We start from the raw sequence: 16,493 nt of genomic DNA, 5'->3' as shown, positions 1-16,493 counted from the left end.
TGCGGAAAACACGAGGTAGCGACCGAGTTGGGGGAGCCTTGACGCACGCGCGACTTGACCACATCGAGGAGGAATCCTCACGCGGCATCGTCCGCGCACCGGACCTGACCAGGGTTACCATTCTGGCCAAACATACCCAGGTGGACATGGCCATCCCGGTGGATGTCCCGGTCGCTCTGGTGATTCCGAGTGTCGTCGACATGGTCGCCCAGCACAGCCGCACCAATGATTTCGACAATGAGGGTGAACGCTTCGAACCGGCCGAGTGGGTGCTCGCGCGCATCGGTCACCCACCGTTCTCCAACTCGTTGAGCCTGGGTGAGCACGGCGTCCGCGACGGCGAGCTGCTGATGTTGGAGAGCGCGGCACACACCGCGCCCACACCACTGTTCGACGACATCATGTACAACGTCGCGATCGCCGACGCCGACCATTTCAAGGGTTGGACGCCCAAAACCGCACGTATCACCGGCTCGATTCTCGCCGCCTTCACCATGCTCGCCGGATGTGTCGGCCTGCTCGCCGCCCCCGATGCCATGGCGGGCTGGATCACCGGCTCCATCGCGCTCGGCGTGACGATCCTGCTCGTGGTCGCCGGCATGGTGCTGAGCCGGATGTACGGCGATACCGCCACCGCGCTCGTGCTCGGCGGTTGCGCGCTGCCGACGGCGTTCACCTCGGGCATGCTCATCGTCCCCGACCACTATGGCTGGGCGAACTTCCTGCTCGGTTCGGTGCTACTCGGGGCGACCGCGATCCTGGCGTGGCGCGTCACCGGCGTCGGGCTCGGTTTGTTCATCGGCGCGAGCGCGCTCGCGATCTACGCGGTCCCCGCCGCGCTGGTCGGATTGCTGACCGACCAGCCGGTGCGCGCGATCGGCGCGGTCGCCGCCGCCCTCGGCCTCGCCGGATTGTCGCTGGCGCCGCGGGTTTCGATGCTGCTGTCGAAGTTGCCGCTGCCTCCGGTGCCCTCCCCCGGCACCCCGATCGACCCGACCGAGGACGACCCGGACGATCACCGGGCGCTGCCGACGATGGAAGTGCTGCGCGCCAAATCCGAACGCGCCCGCATGTATCTGAGCGGTCTGGTCTCGGCGACCACGCTGGTCACCGCGATCGGAGCGCTGGCAGCGACCGATCCCACCGGCGAGGGTTACTACTGGCAGGGCATCGCGCTGGCGCTGGTGTGCGCCGTGGTGCTGATGTTCCGCAGCCGCACCTACGCAGGCGCCGAACAGGCCGTCGTGCTGATCGCGGGCGGTGCGGCGATCGTGCTGATCATGCTGATCGGCATGAGCTTCGTCGCCGAACTGCCACTTGCGGTGTTCGGTGCCGCGATGGTCATGCTGATCGCCGCGCTGATCCTCGGCATCATCATCCCCAACCAATCGGCGACACCGCCGATGCGCCGCGCCGTCGAACTGCTCGAATACGCGTTCGTCGCAGCCGTGCTGCCCCTGGTCTTCTGGGTGGCCTCGCTCTACTCCCTCGTTCGCGGGCTGTGAACGGGCGCCTCCGCGTCACGGCCGCCGCCCTGACGCTGGGTTTCAGCGCGTCGTTCGGTTTGAGTCTCGGCCAGGGCGTTGCGTATGCGGATCGGCCACCGCCGATCGATATGGGGAAGTTGCCGGCGGGTGATCCTGCGGTGCCGCCGGATCCGACGGAGCCCAAGCCGAACGTCGCCTGCGCCGACATTCAGCGTGGCGGCGATGGACCGACGATCCCACAACCGCAACGGGCGCTGGACCTGCCGCACGCTTGGAAGTTCGCGACCGGGGAGGGACAGCTCGTCGCCGTCATCGATACCGGCGTCTCGCCACACCCACGTCTACCGGGCCTGATCCCCGGTGGAGACTACGTGCAGGCCGGTGGCGACGGCCTCAATGACTGCGATGTGCACGGCACGATCGTCGCCGGACTGATCGCGGCGACAAGGGTTCCCGATCAAGGGTTCTCCGGCGTCGCGCCCGATGCCCGAATCATGTCGATTCGGCAGACCAGCGATAAGTTCACGATCAAAGGTCGCTCCCGCGAGGAACGCCCGGAAGACCTGCCCGGATACGGAAACATCAACGCATTGGCCTCGGCCGTACGACGGGCAGCCGACCGTGGTGCATCGGTCATCAACATCTCTTTGGTCAGCTGTGTGCCCGGCTCATACCAGCTTCCGGATGAAGCGCTGGGCGCCGCGTTGCGTTACGCGACTGTGGAAAAGAACGTCGTAGTGGTCGCTGCCGCCGGCAATATGGATCAGACTTCGAAGTGCCAGGCCGGAAATCCGGACGTCTCCCCGCTCGATCCCTCGGCCGACCTCTGGGACAAGCTGACCACGAACGTCACCCCGGCGCGCTTCGACGATTACGTCTTGACCGTCGGTTCCATCGGGCCGAATGGCCAGCCGTCGGACTTCACGGTGCCGGGCCCATGGGTCGATATCGCTGCTCCTGGTGAGGGGGTCGTCGGGCTGGATCCGACCAGCGGCGGCACCATCACGGGGAAGGGCGAACAAGGCAAAGTCAGCAGCCTCCAGGGCACCAGTTTCGCGGCCCCTTACGTTTCCGGCGTCGTTGCACTGGTTCGCCAACGCTTCCCCGAGCTCAGCGCTCAGGACGTTATGAAGCGCCTGAAGGCTACTGCTCATGCTCCCGCCGAAGGCTGGAACCCTTACATCGGTTACGGCGCGGTCGATCCGGTCGCCGCACTCACCAACGAGGTTCCGGAAACCCCCTTGCAGGCGAAACAGCCGAGCCCCGCCCAAAACGTACAGCTCCCTGTGCCCGAAGCCCCACCACCGCCGGACAACCTCGCACGCAATGTCGCGTTGATCGGTACCGGAATCATCAGTAGTGGACTGATTCTCGGCTACCTGGCGTCCTTCCCCATCCGCCGCCGATTCGGAGTTCGCGAGGACTGAGCAACCGCCGACACTGCTCGACCACAATGATGCGGCCCGCCGATTCGGCGGGCCGCATCATTTGTCGTCAACGAGTCGGCACCCGCCGACTGTGGGTTCTAGTGCCTGTAGAACAGCGCCCACGTCTTTCGCTGCACAGTTTCCCAGGGCTCACAGTAGTAGTAGACGCCAGGAGCAGTGGATTCCTTGTTCCGTTCCCGGTTTTCGGCGGTCCTCCTGTTTGCCTCGGCCTGACAGTCGCTCTTGCTGCTCGTTTCGGGCGGAGAACTGCGGCCGCCGGATCTGGCGGCCGCAGGACCTCACTTCCCGGCTGCGACCGGCTGTTGCGCCGGTGACGGGTCCGGCGCCACGCCGTCGTGCGCAACCATCGCCTCTTCGCGGCCGAGGCTCGGGCCGTTGGCGAGTAGGCCGACGATGGGCCATGGGGCGGGCTCGGGGTTTTCGCCGAGGCCGAGGGCCTTGACGGCGTCGGCGTTCTTGATGCCGTAGCGGACGCCGGTGTCGGCCACGTAGAACAGGGAGTCCTTGCGGCGGCTGTCGGGTTCGATGCCGGTGGTCTGGACGTAGGCGCCCGAACCCGGTGGGATGTAGGCGGAGTCGGCGTTGGGGCCGGAGCCGTCGGCCTGGGCCAGCGGCACCAGTTTGGCCTTCTCCGACATCGGCAGGGTGACGCCGGTGATCACCGACAGTTCGGCGCGGTTGCCGGAATCCTCGGTGGCCGTGGTGATCGGCTTCCAGGACAGGCAGCTCACCGGCTGGTCCTTGGCTTCGACGATCGACGGTGCGGTGACCGGGTAGTCGTCCACCCGCAGGGCGTTGGAGACGTCTGCCCTGGTGCGCACGGTCTGGTTGATGGTGGTGTCGCCGGTGGGCTGCGGGTTGGAATTGCGGATGATGTCGGCGGTCAGCGGCGAGATCCGCTGCAGGCCGTCGCGCAGGACCACATAGTTCTCGGCCTCGTCGGCGGTGGAGACCTGGACGACGGTGCCGATGCGGAAATCTCCGATCGGCTTGTCCGGCATGCCACCAGGGTCCACGATCTGCGGCGGCTTGATCTCCAGCACTTCGGGAATCGCGTTCAGCAGGCCCTCGCTGATCGGGCGCGGGGTCAGCCCGGTGATGTTCAGTGCGTCGGTGACGGCGCGGTCGGTCATGTCCACGCGGGCACGTTTGCGGTCGTACACCAGGTAGGTGGCGTCGTCGCCCTGCACGAGCAACGCCTTGTCCGCGCCCATGACCGAGGCCTTCTCCCCCAGTTCGGGATCGCCGGCCAGCACCGAGGTGGTGAGATCGCGGCCGCCGTCCATCTTCATGGAGTCGCATACCGACCAGGCCCGGCCCTTGCCGTCCTTGTCGAAGTTCAGTACGCCGGGCGCACCGGGGATGCCGATCAGCGGCCCGCGGGCCTTCTTACCGAGCTCTGATTCCTTGACGATGACGGCCTTGGGCGCATCGCCGGCGGCCAGACGCGCCGAGGCCAGATTCAGCGCGGGATGGACGACGTCGTTGAGAACGACGTACACCGCACCCGATTCCTTGCCGATCAGGATCTTGTTGTCGCCGATTTTGTCCTGCGGGCGTAGCAGGGCCAGTACACCGCAGCCGGCGAGCACGACGATGCCGAGAATGAGCCCGGCGGCATAGGCACGCGACTGGGAGCGCATGGGGTCGTGCAGCATTCGCACGTCCCGGCGCACCAAGGCGTGCTCCATCCGGCGCACCAGGAAGCGGTACCCGCTCACCTGCCAGCGCGTAGTGGGTTTTGAAGGCATGATTCCTCCCCCGAACAGTGCTCGCGTCCGCGGAACACAGTACAGTTCCCGGGGACTCTTGTTCAGCTCGGCCACACCGGAGGCGGCCGATACGGGTACTTGGGGGACGACGATGGCCGAACCTGCCGGCGCAGGACCGCGCCCGCTGCTGGGTCGCATCTCGCTGCGCAATCTGATGGTCGCGCAATTCGTTGGGCTCGTCGCGGGTGCGATCGCGCTGCTGGCCGGGCTCGGCGTCTGGCCCGCGGTCGGTATCGGTGTGGTGGCAGGTTTGGTTCCATTGATCCCCGTCGGGCGGCGGGTGCTGCTGGATTGGATCGGCACCGGCGTCGGCTATCTCGTCCAGCGCGAGTACGAGATCGGTGACACCGTCGACTTCCGCGGCCCCGACGGACGTTCGCTCGGCCTGTACTGGGATGGCAGCCGCGTGGTGACGGTCGTCGAGGTGCTCGCACCCAAGGGCGGGCTGACCCGCATCGCCCGCACCACCGTGCATGCCTCGCATCTGCTGCCACTGCCCGAGCTGGCGCAGTGCCTGACCCAGCACGACATCCTGCTCAGCGGCATCGACATCATCAGCCACGGTCACCGCAGCCGCGCGGGCACACCCGCGGGCAAGATCTACGAATCGCTGCTCGGCCCGCTGCCCGCCACCGCGCACCGCACCGTGTGGCTGGCCATCAGCTTCGACGCGGTGGCCTGCCCCGGCGCGGCCGAACGGCGCGGCGGCGGTAACGAGGGGGCGTCGCGTGCGGTCACCATCGCTACGCAGCGGATCATGCGCGCGCTCGAAGATGCCGACTGCAATGCCCGTATCCTCACCGCCCCGGAAATCCGCAAGGCCGTTCTGCAGATCACCGCCGGTTACGACCCGCGCACCCTGACCCAGCGGTGGCGCTACGCCGAGCTGGGCAACAGCGTCAATATCGGTGGCGCGGTGGACCCGAAGAAGCTGGGTTCGGATCTGCTGGCCCAGCTGTGGGTGGCGCCCTCGCGCGGCACCACGGTGGCCGTGCGGTTGCGTCCCGGTAGCAGCGCCGATTCGGTGAATATCGGTGCGGCCTGGCGATTGACGGCGCGTGAGCTGCCCGAACGCACCAAACACGAGGGCATGGTGTCGATGAACGGCAGGCACCGTGACGGTCTGCTGGCGCATCTGCCGATCGCCATCCCCGATGTGGACGATACGGTCCCGATGTCGGAGTACCCGATCGACGTGATCGGCGCGCTGCACCTGCCGTCCTCGGGCTGTGGTCAGCTGATCGGCTCCGACGACGAGGGCAACGGTGTCGCGGTCCGCATCATCGGCGCCGGTATCTCGACGGTGTACGTGGCCGGTGAGCTCTACCTGGCGCAGCAGCTGGTGTTCCGCGCGCTCGCCGTCGGCGAGCGCATCCTGATCCGCACCGATCGTGCGCACGCCTGGGAGAACCTGGTCACCACGATCGGTAATCCGGAGCGGCTGACCATCGCGGTGGAAACCCACCAGTCCGACGCCGGGTTCACCGCGACCGTGGTCGATGGTGTGCTCGCCCCGGCCCCGCACGCCGGTGTCACCACCATCTATGTGACCGGCGATCCGATGGGCTGGCCCGCGACCAAGCCGGATCTGTCGATCCAGCAGCCGGGTGCGATCGGCAACCACGTGGTGCTGCGCACCGGTACCGCGCAGGTCGATCTGACGCTGGTGTCCATCCCGCGCGAGGCCACCTACATCGGCCAGCCGCGCGGACGCCGCGCCATGGCACACCAGTAGCGCGCTCGGTCGGGCTCCAAGCGCTTCGAGCCGATCACCCCGGATACGGATCCGATACCCGAGCGGCCCGCAAAGCCCTTCCCCACCAAGCCAATTGGCCGAGCATCCGCGCGGCCGCGTCGATGGCGGCGCCATCGTGCGTCTGGCCCTGCGCGTCGAATCGTTTCTTGGCCTGATGGAAGCTGACGGTCTCGCGCACCGACACCATGTGGATCTCGGCAACCACCTGACGCAGCTGCTCCACCGCACGCAGCCCGCCCGACAGACCGCCGTAGGCGACGAACCCGATCGGCTTGGCCCGCCACTCGTGTTTGGCGCTGTCGAGGGCCGTTTTCAGGGAGGCGGGGTAGCCGTGGTTGTACTCGGAGGTCACCACAGCGAACGCGTCGGCGGCGGCGAGCCTGGCCCGGAACCGCTGCACCTCGGGCGTTTCGGTGAGGTCGGCGGGCAGCGGAGTATCGATGAGGTCGATGACGCCGACATCGAATTCGGCACGGTCGCGTGCGGTGCGCAGGAACCAATCGGCGACCACGGGCGCGAACCGTTCCGGTCGCACGCTGGCGACGATGACCTCGAGCCGCAACGGGGTTTCCACGGCGCGAGCCTAACCCGCTCGGCTCAGGGCAGCTCGAACGGCAGCGAGACGCCTGCGTGCACTCGGCAGCGGTTGCAGGTGTCGTCGCCGTCGACGGCGCCGATCGCGCGCCGGATCAGCGCCTTGAACGGGGTGATGTTCTTTTCGAACTCGGCGAAGACGTCGGTGACGTGCACGCCGTCGCCCTCCTCCAGCCCGGCATCCAGATCGGTCACCAGCGCGACTGCGGCGTAACACATTTCCAGTTCGCGGGCGAGCACCGCTTCGGGATGACCGGTCATGTTCACCAGTTCCCAGCCCTGGGCGGCGAACCAGCGGCTCTCGGCGCGGGTGGAGAATCGCGGCCCCTGCACCACCACCATGGTGCCCGAGTCCCGCATCGGCAGGCCATTACCGGCTGCTCCGATGGCGGCGGTGCGCAGGTGGTCGCAGTACGGGTCGGCGAAGGAGACGTGCACTCCGCCTGCGTCGAAGAAGGTCTGTGGACGCCCCGAGGTGCGGTCGACCAGCTGGTCCGGCACCGCCACCGTGCCCGGCCCCCAGTCGGGGCGCAGACTGCCCACCGCGCAGGGCGCGAAGATCCGCCGTACCCCCAGCGACCGCAACGCCCACATATTCGCCTGATAGGGCAGGGTGTGCGGGGAGAATTCGTGCCGCTTTCCGTGGCGCGGCAGGAATGCGACGGTCCTGCCCTCGACCTCGCCGATCGCGACCGGCGCACTCGGCGCACCGTAGGGCGTGTCGACCTCGACGGCCACCGCCTCGTGATCGAAGAAGTCGTAGAAGCCGCTACCGCCGATGACGGCGATCGCGGGCCGGGCATGCGAGCTCATGGCGACGATTGTGCCGCCCGTGCCGCTGGACGGCGCCGCGAGGTAGCTGTTCGCGCGCTCACCTGACAGTTCCCGGCGCGAGGTGTACCCTAGGGGGGTATTGAGAACCAGGCCGCCGACCCGGCGGGCAACGAGGAGGCAGTCGGTGACACCAAGCCCGTCGCAGAACAACGACCACACCGCGCACGACCATTCCGCCCACGGCTACATCACCGCCAAGGACGATTACCTCAAGCGGCTGCGTCGCATCGAAGGCCAGGCGCGCGGACTCCAGCGCATGGTCGAAGAAGAAAAATACTGCATCGATATCCTCACCCAGGTCTCCGCGATGACCAAGGCCCTGCAGGCGGTAGCGATGGGCCTGCTCGAAGACCACATCAGCCACTGTGTGGTCGACGCGGCGGTGGCGGGCGGCCCGGAAGCCGATGCCAAGATCAAGGAGGCCACCGACGCGATCGCGCGCATGGTGCGTTCCTGATCGCTCAGCCGTGCCAGCGTCGGTAGACCCGCGCGGCGCCGGGATGTAGCGGGACGGTTCCGGTGCCGATGAGGAACCGCCCGTCCAAGAACTGGGTGCCCGCGGCCTCGGCGGGCACCAGCTGATCGGCATGCCGTACCAGCAGCTCGACGATGGCGGCGGCAGCGTCGTCGGGCAGGGTCGCGGCGGCCAGCAGCAGGTTGGCGACGCCGATGGTGTGCACCGCCGGGCTGCCCGGGTAGGCATCGGCGGGGATGGCGACCAGGTCGTAGACGGGACCGTATCGCTCCCGCATGGGTTCGGCCAGTGCGCCGAGATCCAGCAATCGCATGTGGTCGGGCACAGTGAGCGCGGCGGTCGGTACGCCGCCGGCCCACAGCAGTGCGTCGATGGTGCCCTCGGTGAGCGCTCGAGCGGCTTCGCGCAGCGGGCGGTGCTCGACGATGACATCTGCCGCGGGATCGAGCCCGGCGCTCGCCAACAGCCGCGGCCCGGTCACGGCCGCGCCCGACCCCTCGGCGCCCAGATTGACCCGCCGCCCCCGCAGATCGGCCACCTCCCGGATCGGCCCGTCCGTGCGTACCGCCAGTTGGAGATAGTTCTCATACACCCGGCCGAGCGCGAGTACGCGCCCGCCGTTATCGCCCGCCGAATCCGCCAGTGCCAGTGCGGTGTCGACCTGCCCGTCGGCGAGCATCCGCAAATTCTGTTGTGACCCTGCGGTTTCCACCGGTTCGATGCGGATCGCGTCGGTGTCGTTCGCCGCCGCGGCGAGCAGGCGTGCGAAGGCGAAGTAGAAGCCGCCGTCCTCACCGGAAGCCAGGCGGACAGTAGTTCGGTCGCTCGTTCCGCAGCCGACCAGACCTGCGGATGCGAGCCCGGCCAATACCAGGGCCCGACGCCGCGAGATCGACCGCCGGCTCATCGGAGCACCGCCATCGGCCGCAGGCCGCACCGCCGGAAGACTTCGTTGCCGGCCGCTTCCGCCGACTCGAAGGCGGTCGAGACCAGGGCTCTGCACACAGCCGGCCCGCTCATCGAGTCACCGCCGGCAGCCGGACCACAACGGCGAGGCCGTGTGGCTGCACGGGTTCGACCGTCAAGGTGCCGCCCCTGGCCTTGGCGAGCGCACGGGCGATCGACAGCCCGAGGCCGGTGCCGCCCGCCGCCGCACCCGAACCACGGAAGAACCGCGAGGTCAGCTTGTCGATCTCGGCCGGATCGACACCAGCGCCGTCATCCCGGACCAGCACGGTCACCCAATCCGCTGCTGCCCGCACATCGATGATGGTGTGCGCGCCGGGACCCGCGTATCGACACGAATTGCTCAGCGCCACATCCAGGATCTGCGCCAATGCCGCGGAGCTGATCGCGGTTTCGGCCGGTGAACGCCTATCAGCATGGTCAGGGTGCTCGGCGTCCACCTCGCCTGCTCCGTGCCGGTCCCGGCGAACTGCCGCAGCCGGTGTCGCATCGACGTCGTTTCCGCTCAGCGTGTGTCCGGCGGTACGCAGGTCCTCACCGGGTCGGCCCGCGCGACTGTCGTGCGCGCCGTCGGTATCGACCGGCCGGGCGCCGGCAAACCGGGCGGTCAGGGACATGCCCGCCTCCGCGAACGCGGGCGACCAGGAGTCGAGTCGATCGGCAACGACCTGGCTCGCATCGCACCGTTCATCGGCGGAGGCCGCGTCGCCGAAGGCCACCGGCGCCTCGGCCACCGCCAGCTCGAGCAGGGCGTCGAGCAGGGCGGTCAGTCGGTCGACCTCGGCGCTGGCGCCGCGGAAGGTCGCCGAAGCGCGTTCGGGGATCGACGCCTCGAGCGAATCGAGTCGAATCGTCAGCGCCGCCAATGGGTTACGCATGGCATGCGCGGTGTCGGCAACCAGCTGACGTTGCGCGTCGGCAGAATCGGCGACCGCGGCGGCCATGGCATCGAACGATTCAGCCAGCGCGCGAACCTCGGGCGGGCCGCCGTATCGCCTGGTAATAGGCGCCGCGACCGGACCGTCAGGGGTTTGCCCGGGCTCGCCCGGCCGTTCGGAGGCCTGCTCCGTTGCGGCCGCGCGGTCCTCGCGATGGGCCGATCGCAGTCCTGGCGTGGTGCGATGTGCGCGCTCGTGCGCCACGTCCGGCCGTGGCCTCGGCAGCGTCGCGGTGAGTTCGGCGACAGCCTCCGACATGGCCGCCAGCGGCCGCAACACCCAGCGACTCACGACCAGCGCCAACAACACGAACACCACCATCGCCCCGACCGCGCCGAGGCCGATCACCGCCCACACCCGCGCGATCGCGGCGCGGGCCTGCGCCGTGGACGCCTCGATCACCACCGCACCGTTCACCTGCACGCCCGAACCGACCGGGCGGGCGATGAGCATGACCGGATCGCTCCACGGCGTCAGCCGATCCACCTGCTGTGGCCGCTGGTTGCGCCGCGCCGCCGCCACCGCGGCCATGATCCGCGGATCGTCCACCTCGACCCCGGCATTGACGATCGGCGCCCCGCGCGCGTCCACCACCAGCACGTTCTCCCCGTACAGCTCGTGGTAGCGGCCCACCTCGTCGGCGAGGGCCTGCACGCCGCCGGCCGAGCTCGCGCCGTCGGCGAGGGTGGCGAAGCGTTCGGCATCGCCTGAGCGGCCGAGCACCAGCTGCTGGGTGCGACTGGTCGCGGCGGTCAGGGACAGCGGCACCGCGAAGGCCAGTACCGCGATGGCCGCGAAGACGGTGAGCACTACCAGCAGTCGGCGGCGCATGCCCGTCTCCTGCCCAGCGGCCCGGTCCACGGGCCCATGCTCCGGCTGCCGAGCAGACGCCGCCGGAGCCTCATCAGGGCGCCGATCAGCCGTGCCCCCGATCGGTGAAACACGGACCCCGAACCCCGCGGAGCCGATCGCGGCGGCATCGGCGTGTCCGGGCAACCGGCCGGTGCCTGGCTCACTCGCCCCACCGATACCCGTAGCCGCGAATGGTGGTGATCAGGCCGGGCCGGTTCAGTTTCGCCCGCAACCCCGTCATGTGCACATCGAGCGAGCGCGAGACCGCGACGAACGCGTCACCCCAGATCCGGTCCATCAGCTGCTGCCTGCTCACCGCCGAACCCGGCCGCTCCACCAGCACTTCGACCAGCTCGAACTCCTTCTGGGTGAGTGGGATCGGGGCGCCGGCCACCTCGACCACCCGAGCGCGCAGGTCCACCCGGACGTCACCGGTCACCACCTCGGTCCGCTCCTGCTGCGCCACCGCGGCTGCCCGGCGCATCACCGTTTCCAGCCGTGCCATCAACTCCGCGATCCGCGGCGGCTTCACTACATAGTCGTCGGCGCCGCCGCGCAATCCGCGCACGATGGAACGTTCATCACTGCGCGCGGTGAGGATGAGCACCGGCACCGCGCTCACCTCCCGCAGCTGGCGCAGCACCTGCAGGCCGTCGGCATCGGGCAGACCCAGATCGAGCAGCACGGCGTCGTAATCGCGGTGGGCGATGAGCAGATCGGCGCCGCGGCGCATGCGATCGGCCCGGTAGCCGCGCGCCGAGAGCGCCTCCACCAGGGCATCGCCTACGCCGTCGTCGTCCTCGACCACCGCAAGCCGCACGCGCCGATCCTCCCATAACGGCAGGACCGGCGCGGGCAGCGGACGGTCAGGCACGTACGGCGGCCAGCTCCGGTTCCGGCTGGGCCGAATCGGTATCGGCGGCAGCTTCGGCGTCGATGGTGGACTCGGCCGAGGTCTCGCGCATGAAGTAGTAGGTGAGCAGCGAGACCGCGATGCATCCGGCCACGTAGAAGAAGTACAGCGACTCCAGGCCCGCCTTCTTCAACGCGAGCGCGATCATCTCGGCGGTGCCGCCGAAGATCGCGACGGTGAGCGCGTACGGCAGCCCGACACCGAGCGCACGGATCTTGGTCGGGAACAGCTCGGCCTTCACGATCGCGTTGATGGAGGTGTAGCCGGTGATGATGACCAGTGCGGTCATCATCAGGCCGAACGCGGCGAACGCGTTGGTCGTGTGGGCGAGCACCATCATGATCGGCACGGTCAGCAGCGTGCCGCTGACACCGAAGAAGATCAGCAGCTTGCGGCGCCCGATCCGGTCGGACAGTCCACCGGCCAGCGGCTGCAGCACCACGAAGACCAGGAGCGCGGCGAAGTTGATCCAGGCGACGGTGTCCTTGGAGATACCGGAGGTGTTGATCATGAACTTCTGCATGTAGGTCGTGTACGTGTAGAACGCCACGGTGCCGCCCAGGGTCAGGCCCACCACCAGCAGGCATTCGCGTGGATACTGCAGCAGCACCCGCAACGAACCGCGCGAGCTGCTCGCCGCCGGTTCGGACGACTCCGGCTTTCCGGCCACCGCCTTGAACGATTCCGATTCGTCCATGCCGCGCCGCAGCAGCATCACGACGATGGCGCCACCGGCACCGATCAGGAACGGAATGCGCCAGCCCCAGCTGTGCATCTGCTCCGAAGTCAGCAGCTGCTGCAACACGATCTGCACGCCGAGCGCGGTCAGCTGGCCGGCCACCAGCGTCACGTACTGGAAGCTGGAGTAGAAGCCGCGACGGCCCGCGGAGGCCACCTCCGACAGATAGGTCGCACTGGTGGCGTACTCACCGCCGACCGAAAGCCCCTGCAGCAGCCGCGCCAGCAGCAACATCACCGGGGCCGCGATGCCGATGGTCTGATAGCCGGGGGTCAGGGCGATCATCAGCGAACCGGCGGCCATCACCGTCACCGACAGGGTCAATGCGGAGCGGCGGCCGAAGCGGTCGGCGTAGCGTCCGAGCGCCCAGCCGCCGATCGGGCGCATGATGAACCCGACCGCGAACACCGCGGCGGTCGAGAGCAGCTGCGCGGTGGGATCGCCATCGGGGAAGAACGCCTTCGCGAAGTAGACGCTGAACGCGGCGTAGACGTACCAGTCGTACCACTCGACGAGGTTGCCGATCGATCCGCGCAGCACGTTCGCCACTACTCGCCGTTCACCACCGGCCTGTGTCGTTGTCACCTGGACCCTCCTCTTATCAGCGCGGCTCTGCGCCGTCGGAGTCCACTGTGTCGGCAGTCACAAGCCGAAGGGAAGCCGCGCGGGCGGTTCCTAACTTTCCCTTAGGACGATCGCACCGGATCTAGCACTCTCGACCCGAGAGTGCTAACTTTAGTGGTGCACAGCTTCCGGCGCCCGTCGCCGTGGCGGTCGCCGTCGGGAACGAAAACGGAGGTGATTGCTGTGCTGAGGTTCGATCCGTTCCATGACATCGATGCTGTAGCCCGCCAGCTGCTCGGTGAAGCGACCGGCACCAGCCGCGCTCCGCGTTTCATGCCGATGGATCTGTTCAAGGCAGGCGACCACTATGTGCTCAACGCCGACCTGCCCGGTGTCGATCCCGGATCGGTCGATGTGAGCGTGGACAACGGAACGCTCACCCTGCGCGCCCAGCGCACCGCCCCGAGCGAGGAAGGCGTCCAGTGGATCGCCTCCGAACGCTTCTCGGGCACCTACATGCGGCAGCTTTCCCTCGGCGACAACGTCGATACCGACAACATCAGCGCCACCTACAACAACGGGGTCCTCTCGGTCACCCTGCCGATCGCCGAACGCGCCAAGCCGCGCCGGATCGAGATCACCGGCGGCGGCTCGGGGCCGAAGACGATCGAGGCCGGATCGAGCTGATCTCGAACCGGAGTACCTGAGACGACCAACGGATCAGGCCGGTGAGATCAGCGCCGGCGCCAGCGCCCGCAGGTCGGCCAGGTAATCGGGGCCGAGCGGCTGGACCGCGAGATGGTCCGCGCCCGCGTCCAAGTGGGCGCGAAGCCGCTCGGCCACCACATCCGCGGAACCGTGCACGGCCAGCGCGTCGATGAGTCCGTCGCTGCCGGGCGCGGTGACGTCGGCTTCGGTGAATCCGAACTTGCGCAGATTCCGCACGTAATTGCCCAGACCCAGATACATCTGCACGACCGGGCGGGCGGTCTCGCGTGCGCGGTCGGCGTCCTCGTCGAGCACGAACTTGTGCTCGACGGCCAGCCCGGCGGGCCCGAGGGTCTCCCGCGCGAAGGCCGTATGCGCCGGCGGGACCAGGTACGGCAGCGCGCCCGCGGTGCGTTCGGCGGCCAGCTTCAACACCCGCGGTCCCAGCGCGGCCAGCGCCCGCCGACTGCGCGGCACACCGGCCTTGTCCAGCTCGTCGAGGTAGTCGACCAGTGCGTCGAAGGGCTTGCGGTATGGATCGTTGAACTCCGGGTGGCCTACGCCGATGCCGAGCAGGAAACGGTTCGGGAAGCGGTCCTCGAGCCGGTGGAACGATTCGGCGACCTCCGCGGCCGGCGCGGTCCAGACATTGACGATGCTGGTGGCCACGGTCAGCGTTTCGGTGGCGGCCAGCAATTCCTCGACGCCGGGCAGCGCCGCCGGTGGGGAACCGCCGAGCCAGAGGGTGCTGTAGCCAAGCCCCTCCAGTTCCTTCGCCTCCTCGGGCGTGACGCCCTTGTAGCCGCGCCACACACCGAACTTTCCGAGCCCGTCGATAGTCATAGTCGATGCGAACTGCGGTGCGGCCGAGTTTATTTCCACGGGCACATCGCGGGCTCGCCACCCGGCCGACTCAACTACCGCAGCAACCACTCTCACTTGGGACGGTGCGCATCTCCCTGGTCTGCGCGTTGCGCGCGGCGAGCTCGGCGTCGGCCGGGTAATCGACGGCGATGAGGCTGAGACCATGCGCCGGCGCCACGGTCACCGCGCTGGAGCGGGTGCGCTCGGTGAGCAGCTCGGCGGTCCATTCGGGAGCGCGGCGCCCCTCACCCACCGCGAGCACCGCACCGACCAGACTGCGCACCATCGACCAGCAGAACGCGTCCGCACTGACGTAGGCCGTCAGCAGATCGCCTTCCCTGGCCCAGTCGAATCGCTGTAGTTCACGCACCGTCGTCGCGCCCTCGCGACGGCGACAGAAAGCGGCGAAATCGTGCAGGCCGAGCAGGTTTCGGGAGGCGGCCCGCATGGCATGCACATCGAGGCCGGGCCGGCACGGCACCACACCGCGCGCTTGCAGCGGTTCGGCGCCGTAACGGGCAGTGGTCAATCGGTAGGCGTAGTGACGGCGGATGGCCGAGAAGCGGGCGTCGAATTCCGCTGGCGCGACGCGGATGTCCTTGATGCGCACGTCCTTCGGCAGGAACCGCGCCATGCGATGCACGAGTTTGTCCTGATCGATCGCGGCGGCGGTATCGAAGTGCGCGACCTGACCTTCGGCGTGCACACCCGCGTCGGTGCGCCCGGCCACCGTCAGCGCGACGGTCTCGCGCAGCACCTTACCCAGCGATTCCTCCAGCACACCCTGGACCGTGCGCAGCCCGGGCTGACGGGCCCAGCCGATGAAATCGGTCCCGTCGTAACTGATGTCGAGCCGGTACCGGGTGGTCTCCGGTGCCTGGATCTCGTTCGCGTCCTGCCCGCTCACCACGGCCTCCTCGGAAAGTGAACGAGCCCGCCCACCCGAAACGGGTAGACGGGCTCGTTCGGCGAATTCAACGCGTCACGCGCATCCCGGGGAACCGGGACCACGACTCACGCCTTGTCGTCGGCCTTCTCGTCCGCGGTGGCCTCGGCCTCGGGAGCCTCGGTCTTCTCCTCGGCAGCCTCGGCGGCGGTGTCCTCGGCGGCTTCGGCGGCAGGCGCCTCGGCCTTCTTGGAGGCGGCCACGCGACGGGCGCGATCGGCTTCCCTGGTCACGGTCTCGCCGCGGACCAGTTCGATGATCGCCATCGGAGCGTTGTCACCCTTGCGGGGCAGCGCCTTGATGATGCGGGTGTAGCCACCCTCGCGACCCTCGAACGAGGGGCCGATCTCGGCGAAGAGCGAGTGCACGACGTCCTTGTTGCGGATCACCTTGAGCACCTCGCGACGGTCGGCAAGAGTGCCGCCCTTCGCCTTGGTGACAAGCTTCTCGGCGTACGGGCGCAGCGCCTTGGCCTTGGCCTCGGTGGTCGTGATCCGACCGTGCTCGAAGAGCGCCGTGGCCAGATTGGCGAAGATCGCCTTCTGGTGCGACGCCGACCCGCCGAAGCGGGCACCCTTCTTGGGCTTGGGCATTGTTGGTTCTCCTTGAGTAAGACCCCGGGGCGCCTACCCCAGCG

The 16,493-nt window shown here is 68.4% G+C and carries 15 protein-coding genes; 5 read left to right on the top strand and 10 right to left on the bottom strand.

Annotation, left to right across the window (positions count from 1 at the left end; translation table 11 throughout):
• Window positions 1–38 precede the first annotated feature (38 nt).
• Together eccD and mycP are read left to right on the top strand one after the other, a co-directional pair.
• A complete protein-coding gene (gene eccD / locus AC4HOU_RS15120; protein WP_163814559.1) occupies window positions 39–1,505 on the top strand; it encodes a type VII secretion integral membrane protein EccD in 1,467 nt (488 codons plus the stop codon).
• Entirely contained in the window at window positions 1,502–2,914 is a 1,413-nt protein-coding gene (gene mycP / locus AC4HOU_RS15115; protein WP_324197394.1) for a type VII secretion-associated serine protease mycosin, read from the top strand. The genes eccD and mycP overlap by 4 nt, the downstream gene beginning before the upstream one ends.
• A 299-nt stretch (window positions 2,915–3,213) precedes the next feature.
• On the opposite strand, the gene eccB is transcribed toward mycP, so the two are convergent.
• Complete coding sequence (eccB, locus tag AC4HOU_RS15110; protein WP_163814558.1) at window positions 3,214–4,686, bottom strand: type VII secretion protein EccB; 1,473 nt, start codon at window positions 4,684–4,686, stop codon at window positions 3,214–3,216.
• 112 nt (window positions 4,687–4,798) lie between these two features.
• On the opposite strand from eccB, the gene eccE reads away from it, so the two are divergent.
• Entirely contained in the window at window positions 4,799–6,442 is a 1,644-nt protein-coding gene (eccE, locus tag AC4HOU_RS15105) for a type VII secretion protein EccE (RefSeq protein ID WP_163814557.1), read from the top strand.
• A 34-nt stretch (window positions 6,443–6,476) separates the two neighbouring features.
• Here the strand turns inward: eccE and AC4HOU_RS15100 are convergent, their stop codons facing one another.
• Together AC4HOU_RS15100 and AC4HOU_RS15095 are read right to left on the bottom strand one after the other, a co-directional pair.
• A complete protein-coding gene (locus tag AC4HOU_RS15100; protein WP_163814556.1) occupies window positions 6,477–7,037 on the bottom strand; it encodes an NADPH-dependent FMN reductase in 561 nt (186 codons plus the stop codon).
• Between the two features lie 23 nt (window positions 7,038–7,060).
• Window positions 7,061–7,870 carry an S-methyl-5'-thioadenosine phosphorylase gene (locus tag AC4HOU_RS15095; RefSeq protein WP_490724636.1) on the bottom strand — a complete coding sequence of 270 codons (810 nt, stop codon included), beginning with the start codon at window positions 7,868–7,870 and terminating at the stop codon, window positions 7,061–7,063.
• A gap of 145 nt (window positions 7,871–8,015) precedes the next feature.
• Here AC4HOU_RS15095 and AC4HOU_RS15090 point away from each other — a divergent pair, with 145 nt between their 5' ends.
• Window positions 8,016–8,348: a metal-sensitive transcriptional regulator gene (locus AC4HOU_RS15090; RefSeq protein ID WP_138446034.1), complete on the top strand. Its 333-nt coding sequence runs from the start codon at window positions 8,016–8,018 to the stop codon at window positions 8,346–8,348.
• Window positions 8,349–8,352: 4 nt separating this feature from the next.
• On the opposite strand, the gene AC4HOU_RS15085 is transcribed toward AC4HOU_RS15090, so the two are convergent.
• The 4 genes from AC4HOU_RS15085 to AC4HOU_RS15070 form a co-directional block, all read right to left on the bottom strand.
• Window positions 8,353–9,273: a TAXI family TRAP transporter solute-binding subunit gene (locus AC4HOU_RS15085; protein ID WP_490724635.1), complete on the bottom strand. Its 921-nt coding sequence runs from the start codon at window positions 9,271–9,273 to the stop codon at window positions 8,353–8,355.
• A 109-nt stretch (window positions 9,274–9,382) separates the two neighbouring features.
• Complete coding sequence (locus AC4HOU_RS15080; protein ID WP_490724634.1) at window positions 9,383–11,101, bottom strand: sensor histidine kinase; 1,719 nt, start codon at window positions 11,099–11,101, stop codon at window positions 9,383–9,385.
• Between the two features lie 181 nt (window positions 11,102–11,282).
• Entirely contained in the window at window positions 11,283–11,942 is a 660-nt protein-coding gene (locus tag AC4HOU_RS15075; RefSeq protein WP_163814552.1) for a response regulator transcription factor, read from the bottom strand.
• Between the two features lie 46 nt (window positions 11,943–11,988).
• A complete protein-coding gene (locus tag AC4HOU_RS15070; protein WP_195020641.1) occupies window positions 11,989–13,359 on the bottom strand; it encodes an MFS transporter in 1,371 nt (456 codons plus the stop codon).
• Window positions 13,360–13,581: 222 nt separating this feature from the next.
• Between AC4HOU_RS15070 and AC4HOU_RS15065 the strand changes: the two genes are divergently transcribed.
• Complete coding sequence (locus tag AC4HOU_RS15065; protein ID WP_163814550.1) at window positions 13,582–14,025, top strand: Hsp20/alpha crystallin family protein; 444 nt, start codon at window positions 13,582–13,584, stop codon at window positions 14,023–14,025.
• A 33-nt stretch (window positions 14,026–14,058) separates the two neighbouring features.
• Here AC4HOU_RS15065 and AC4HOU_RS15060 read toward each other — a convergent pair whose 3' ends face one another.
• From AC4HOU_RS15060 to rplQ, 3 genes are all read right to left on the bottom strand, one after another.
• A complete protein-coding gene (locus AC4HOU_RS15060; RefSeq protein ID WP_195020640.1) occupies window positions 14,059–14,889 on the bottom strand; it encodes an LLM class F420-dependent oxidoreductase in 831 nt (276 codons plus the stop codon).
• 70 nt (window positions 14,890–14,959) lie between these two features.
• Window positions 14,960–15,817 (bottom strand): tRNA pseudouridine(38-40) synthase TruA, encoded by an 858-nt coding sequence (truA, locus tag AC4HOU_RS15055; protein WP_195020639.1) that lies wholly within the window; start codon window positions 15,815–15,817, stop codon window positions 14,960–14,962.
• Between the two features lie 107 nt (window positions 15,818–15,924).
• Complete coding sequence (gene rplQ, locus AC4HOU_RS15050) at window positions 15,925–16,449, bottom strand: 50S ribosomal protein L17 (protein ID WP_163814547.1); 525 nt, start codon at window positions 16,447–16,449, stop codon at window positions 15,925–15,927.
• Between the last annotated feature and the right edge of the window lie 44 nt (window positions 16,450–16,493).

Source organism: Nocardia sp. JCM 38205 (assembly GCF_058222935.1).
Note: the sequence above shows the minus strand (reverse complement) of the source record. Positions and strands in the feature narration are given on the sequence as shown.

Excerpts from the sequence above, each read along its gene's own strand:
- eccB (WP_163814558.1), bottom strand. The coding sequence starts at position 4,686 with ATGCCTTCAAAACCCACTACGCGCTGGCAGGTGAGCGGGTACCGCTTC.
- eccE (WP_163814557.1), top strand. The coding sequence starts at position 4,799 with ATGGCCGAACCTGCCGGCGCAGGACCGCGCCCGCTGCTGGGTCGCATC.
- AC4HOU_RS15095 (WP_490724636.1), bottom strand. The coding sequence starts at position 7,870 with ATGAGCTCGCATGCCCGGCCCGCGATCGCCGTCATCGGCGGTAGCGGC.
- AC4HOU_RS15085 (WP_490724635.1), bottom strand. The coding sequence starts at position 9,273 with ATGAGCCGGCGGTCGATCTCGCGGCGTCGGGCCCTGGTATTGGCCGGG.
- AC4HOU_RS15080 (WP_490724634.1), bottom strand. The coding sequence starts at position 11,101 with ATGCGCCGCCGACTGCTGGTAGTGCTCACCGTCTTCGCGGCCATCGCG.
- AC4HOU_RS15060 (WP_195020640.1), bottom strand. The coding sequence starts at position 14,889 with ATGACTATCGACGGGCTCGGAAAGTTCGGTGTGTGGCGCGGCTACAAG.
- rplQ (WP_163814547.1), bottom strand. The coding sequence starts at position 16,449 with ATGCCCAAGCCCAAGAAGGGTGCCCGCTTCGGCGGGTCGGCGTCGCAC.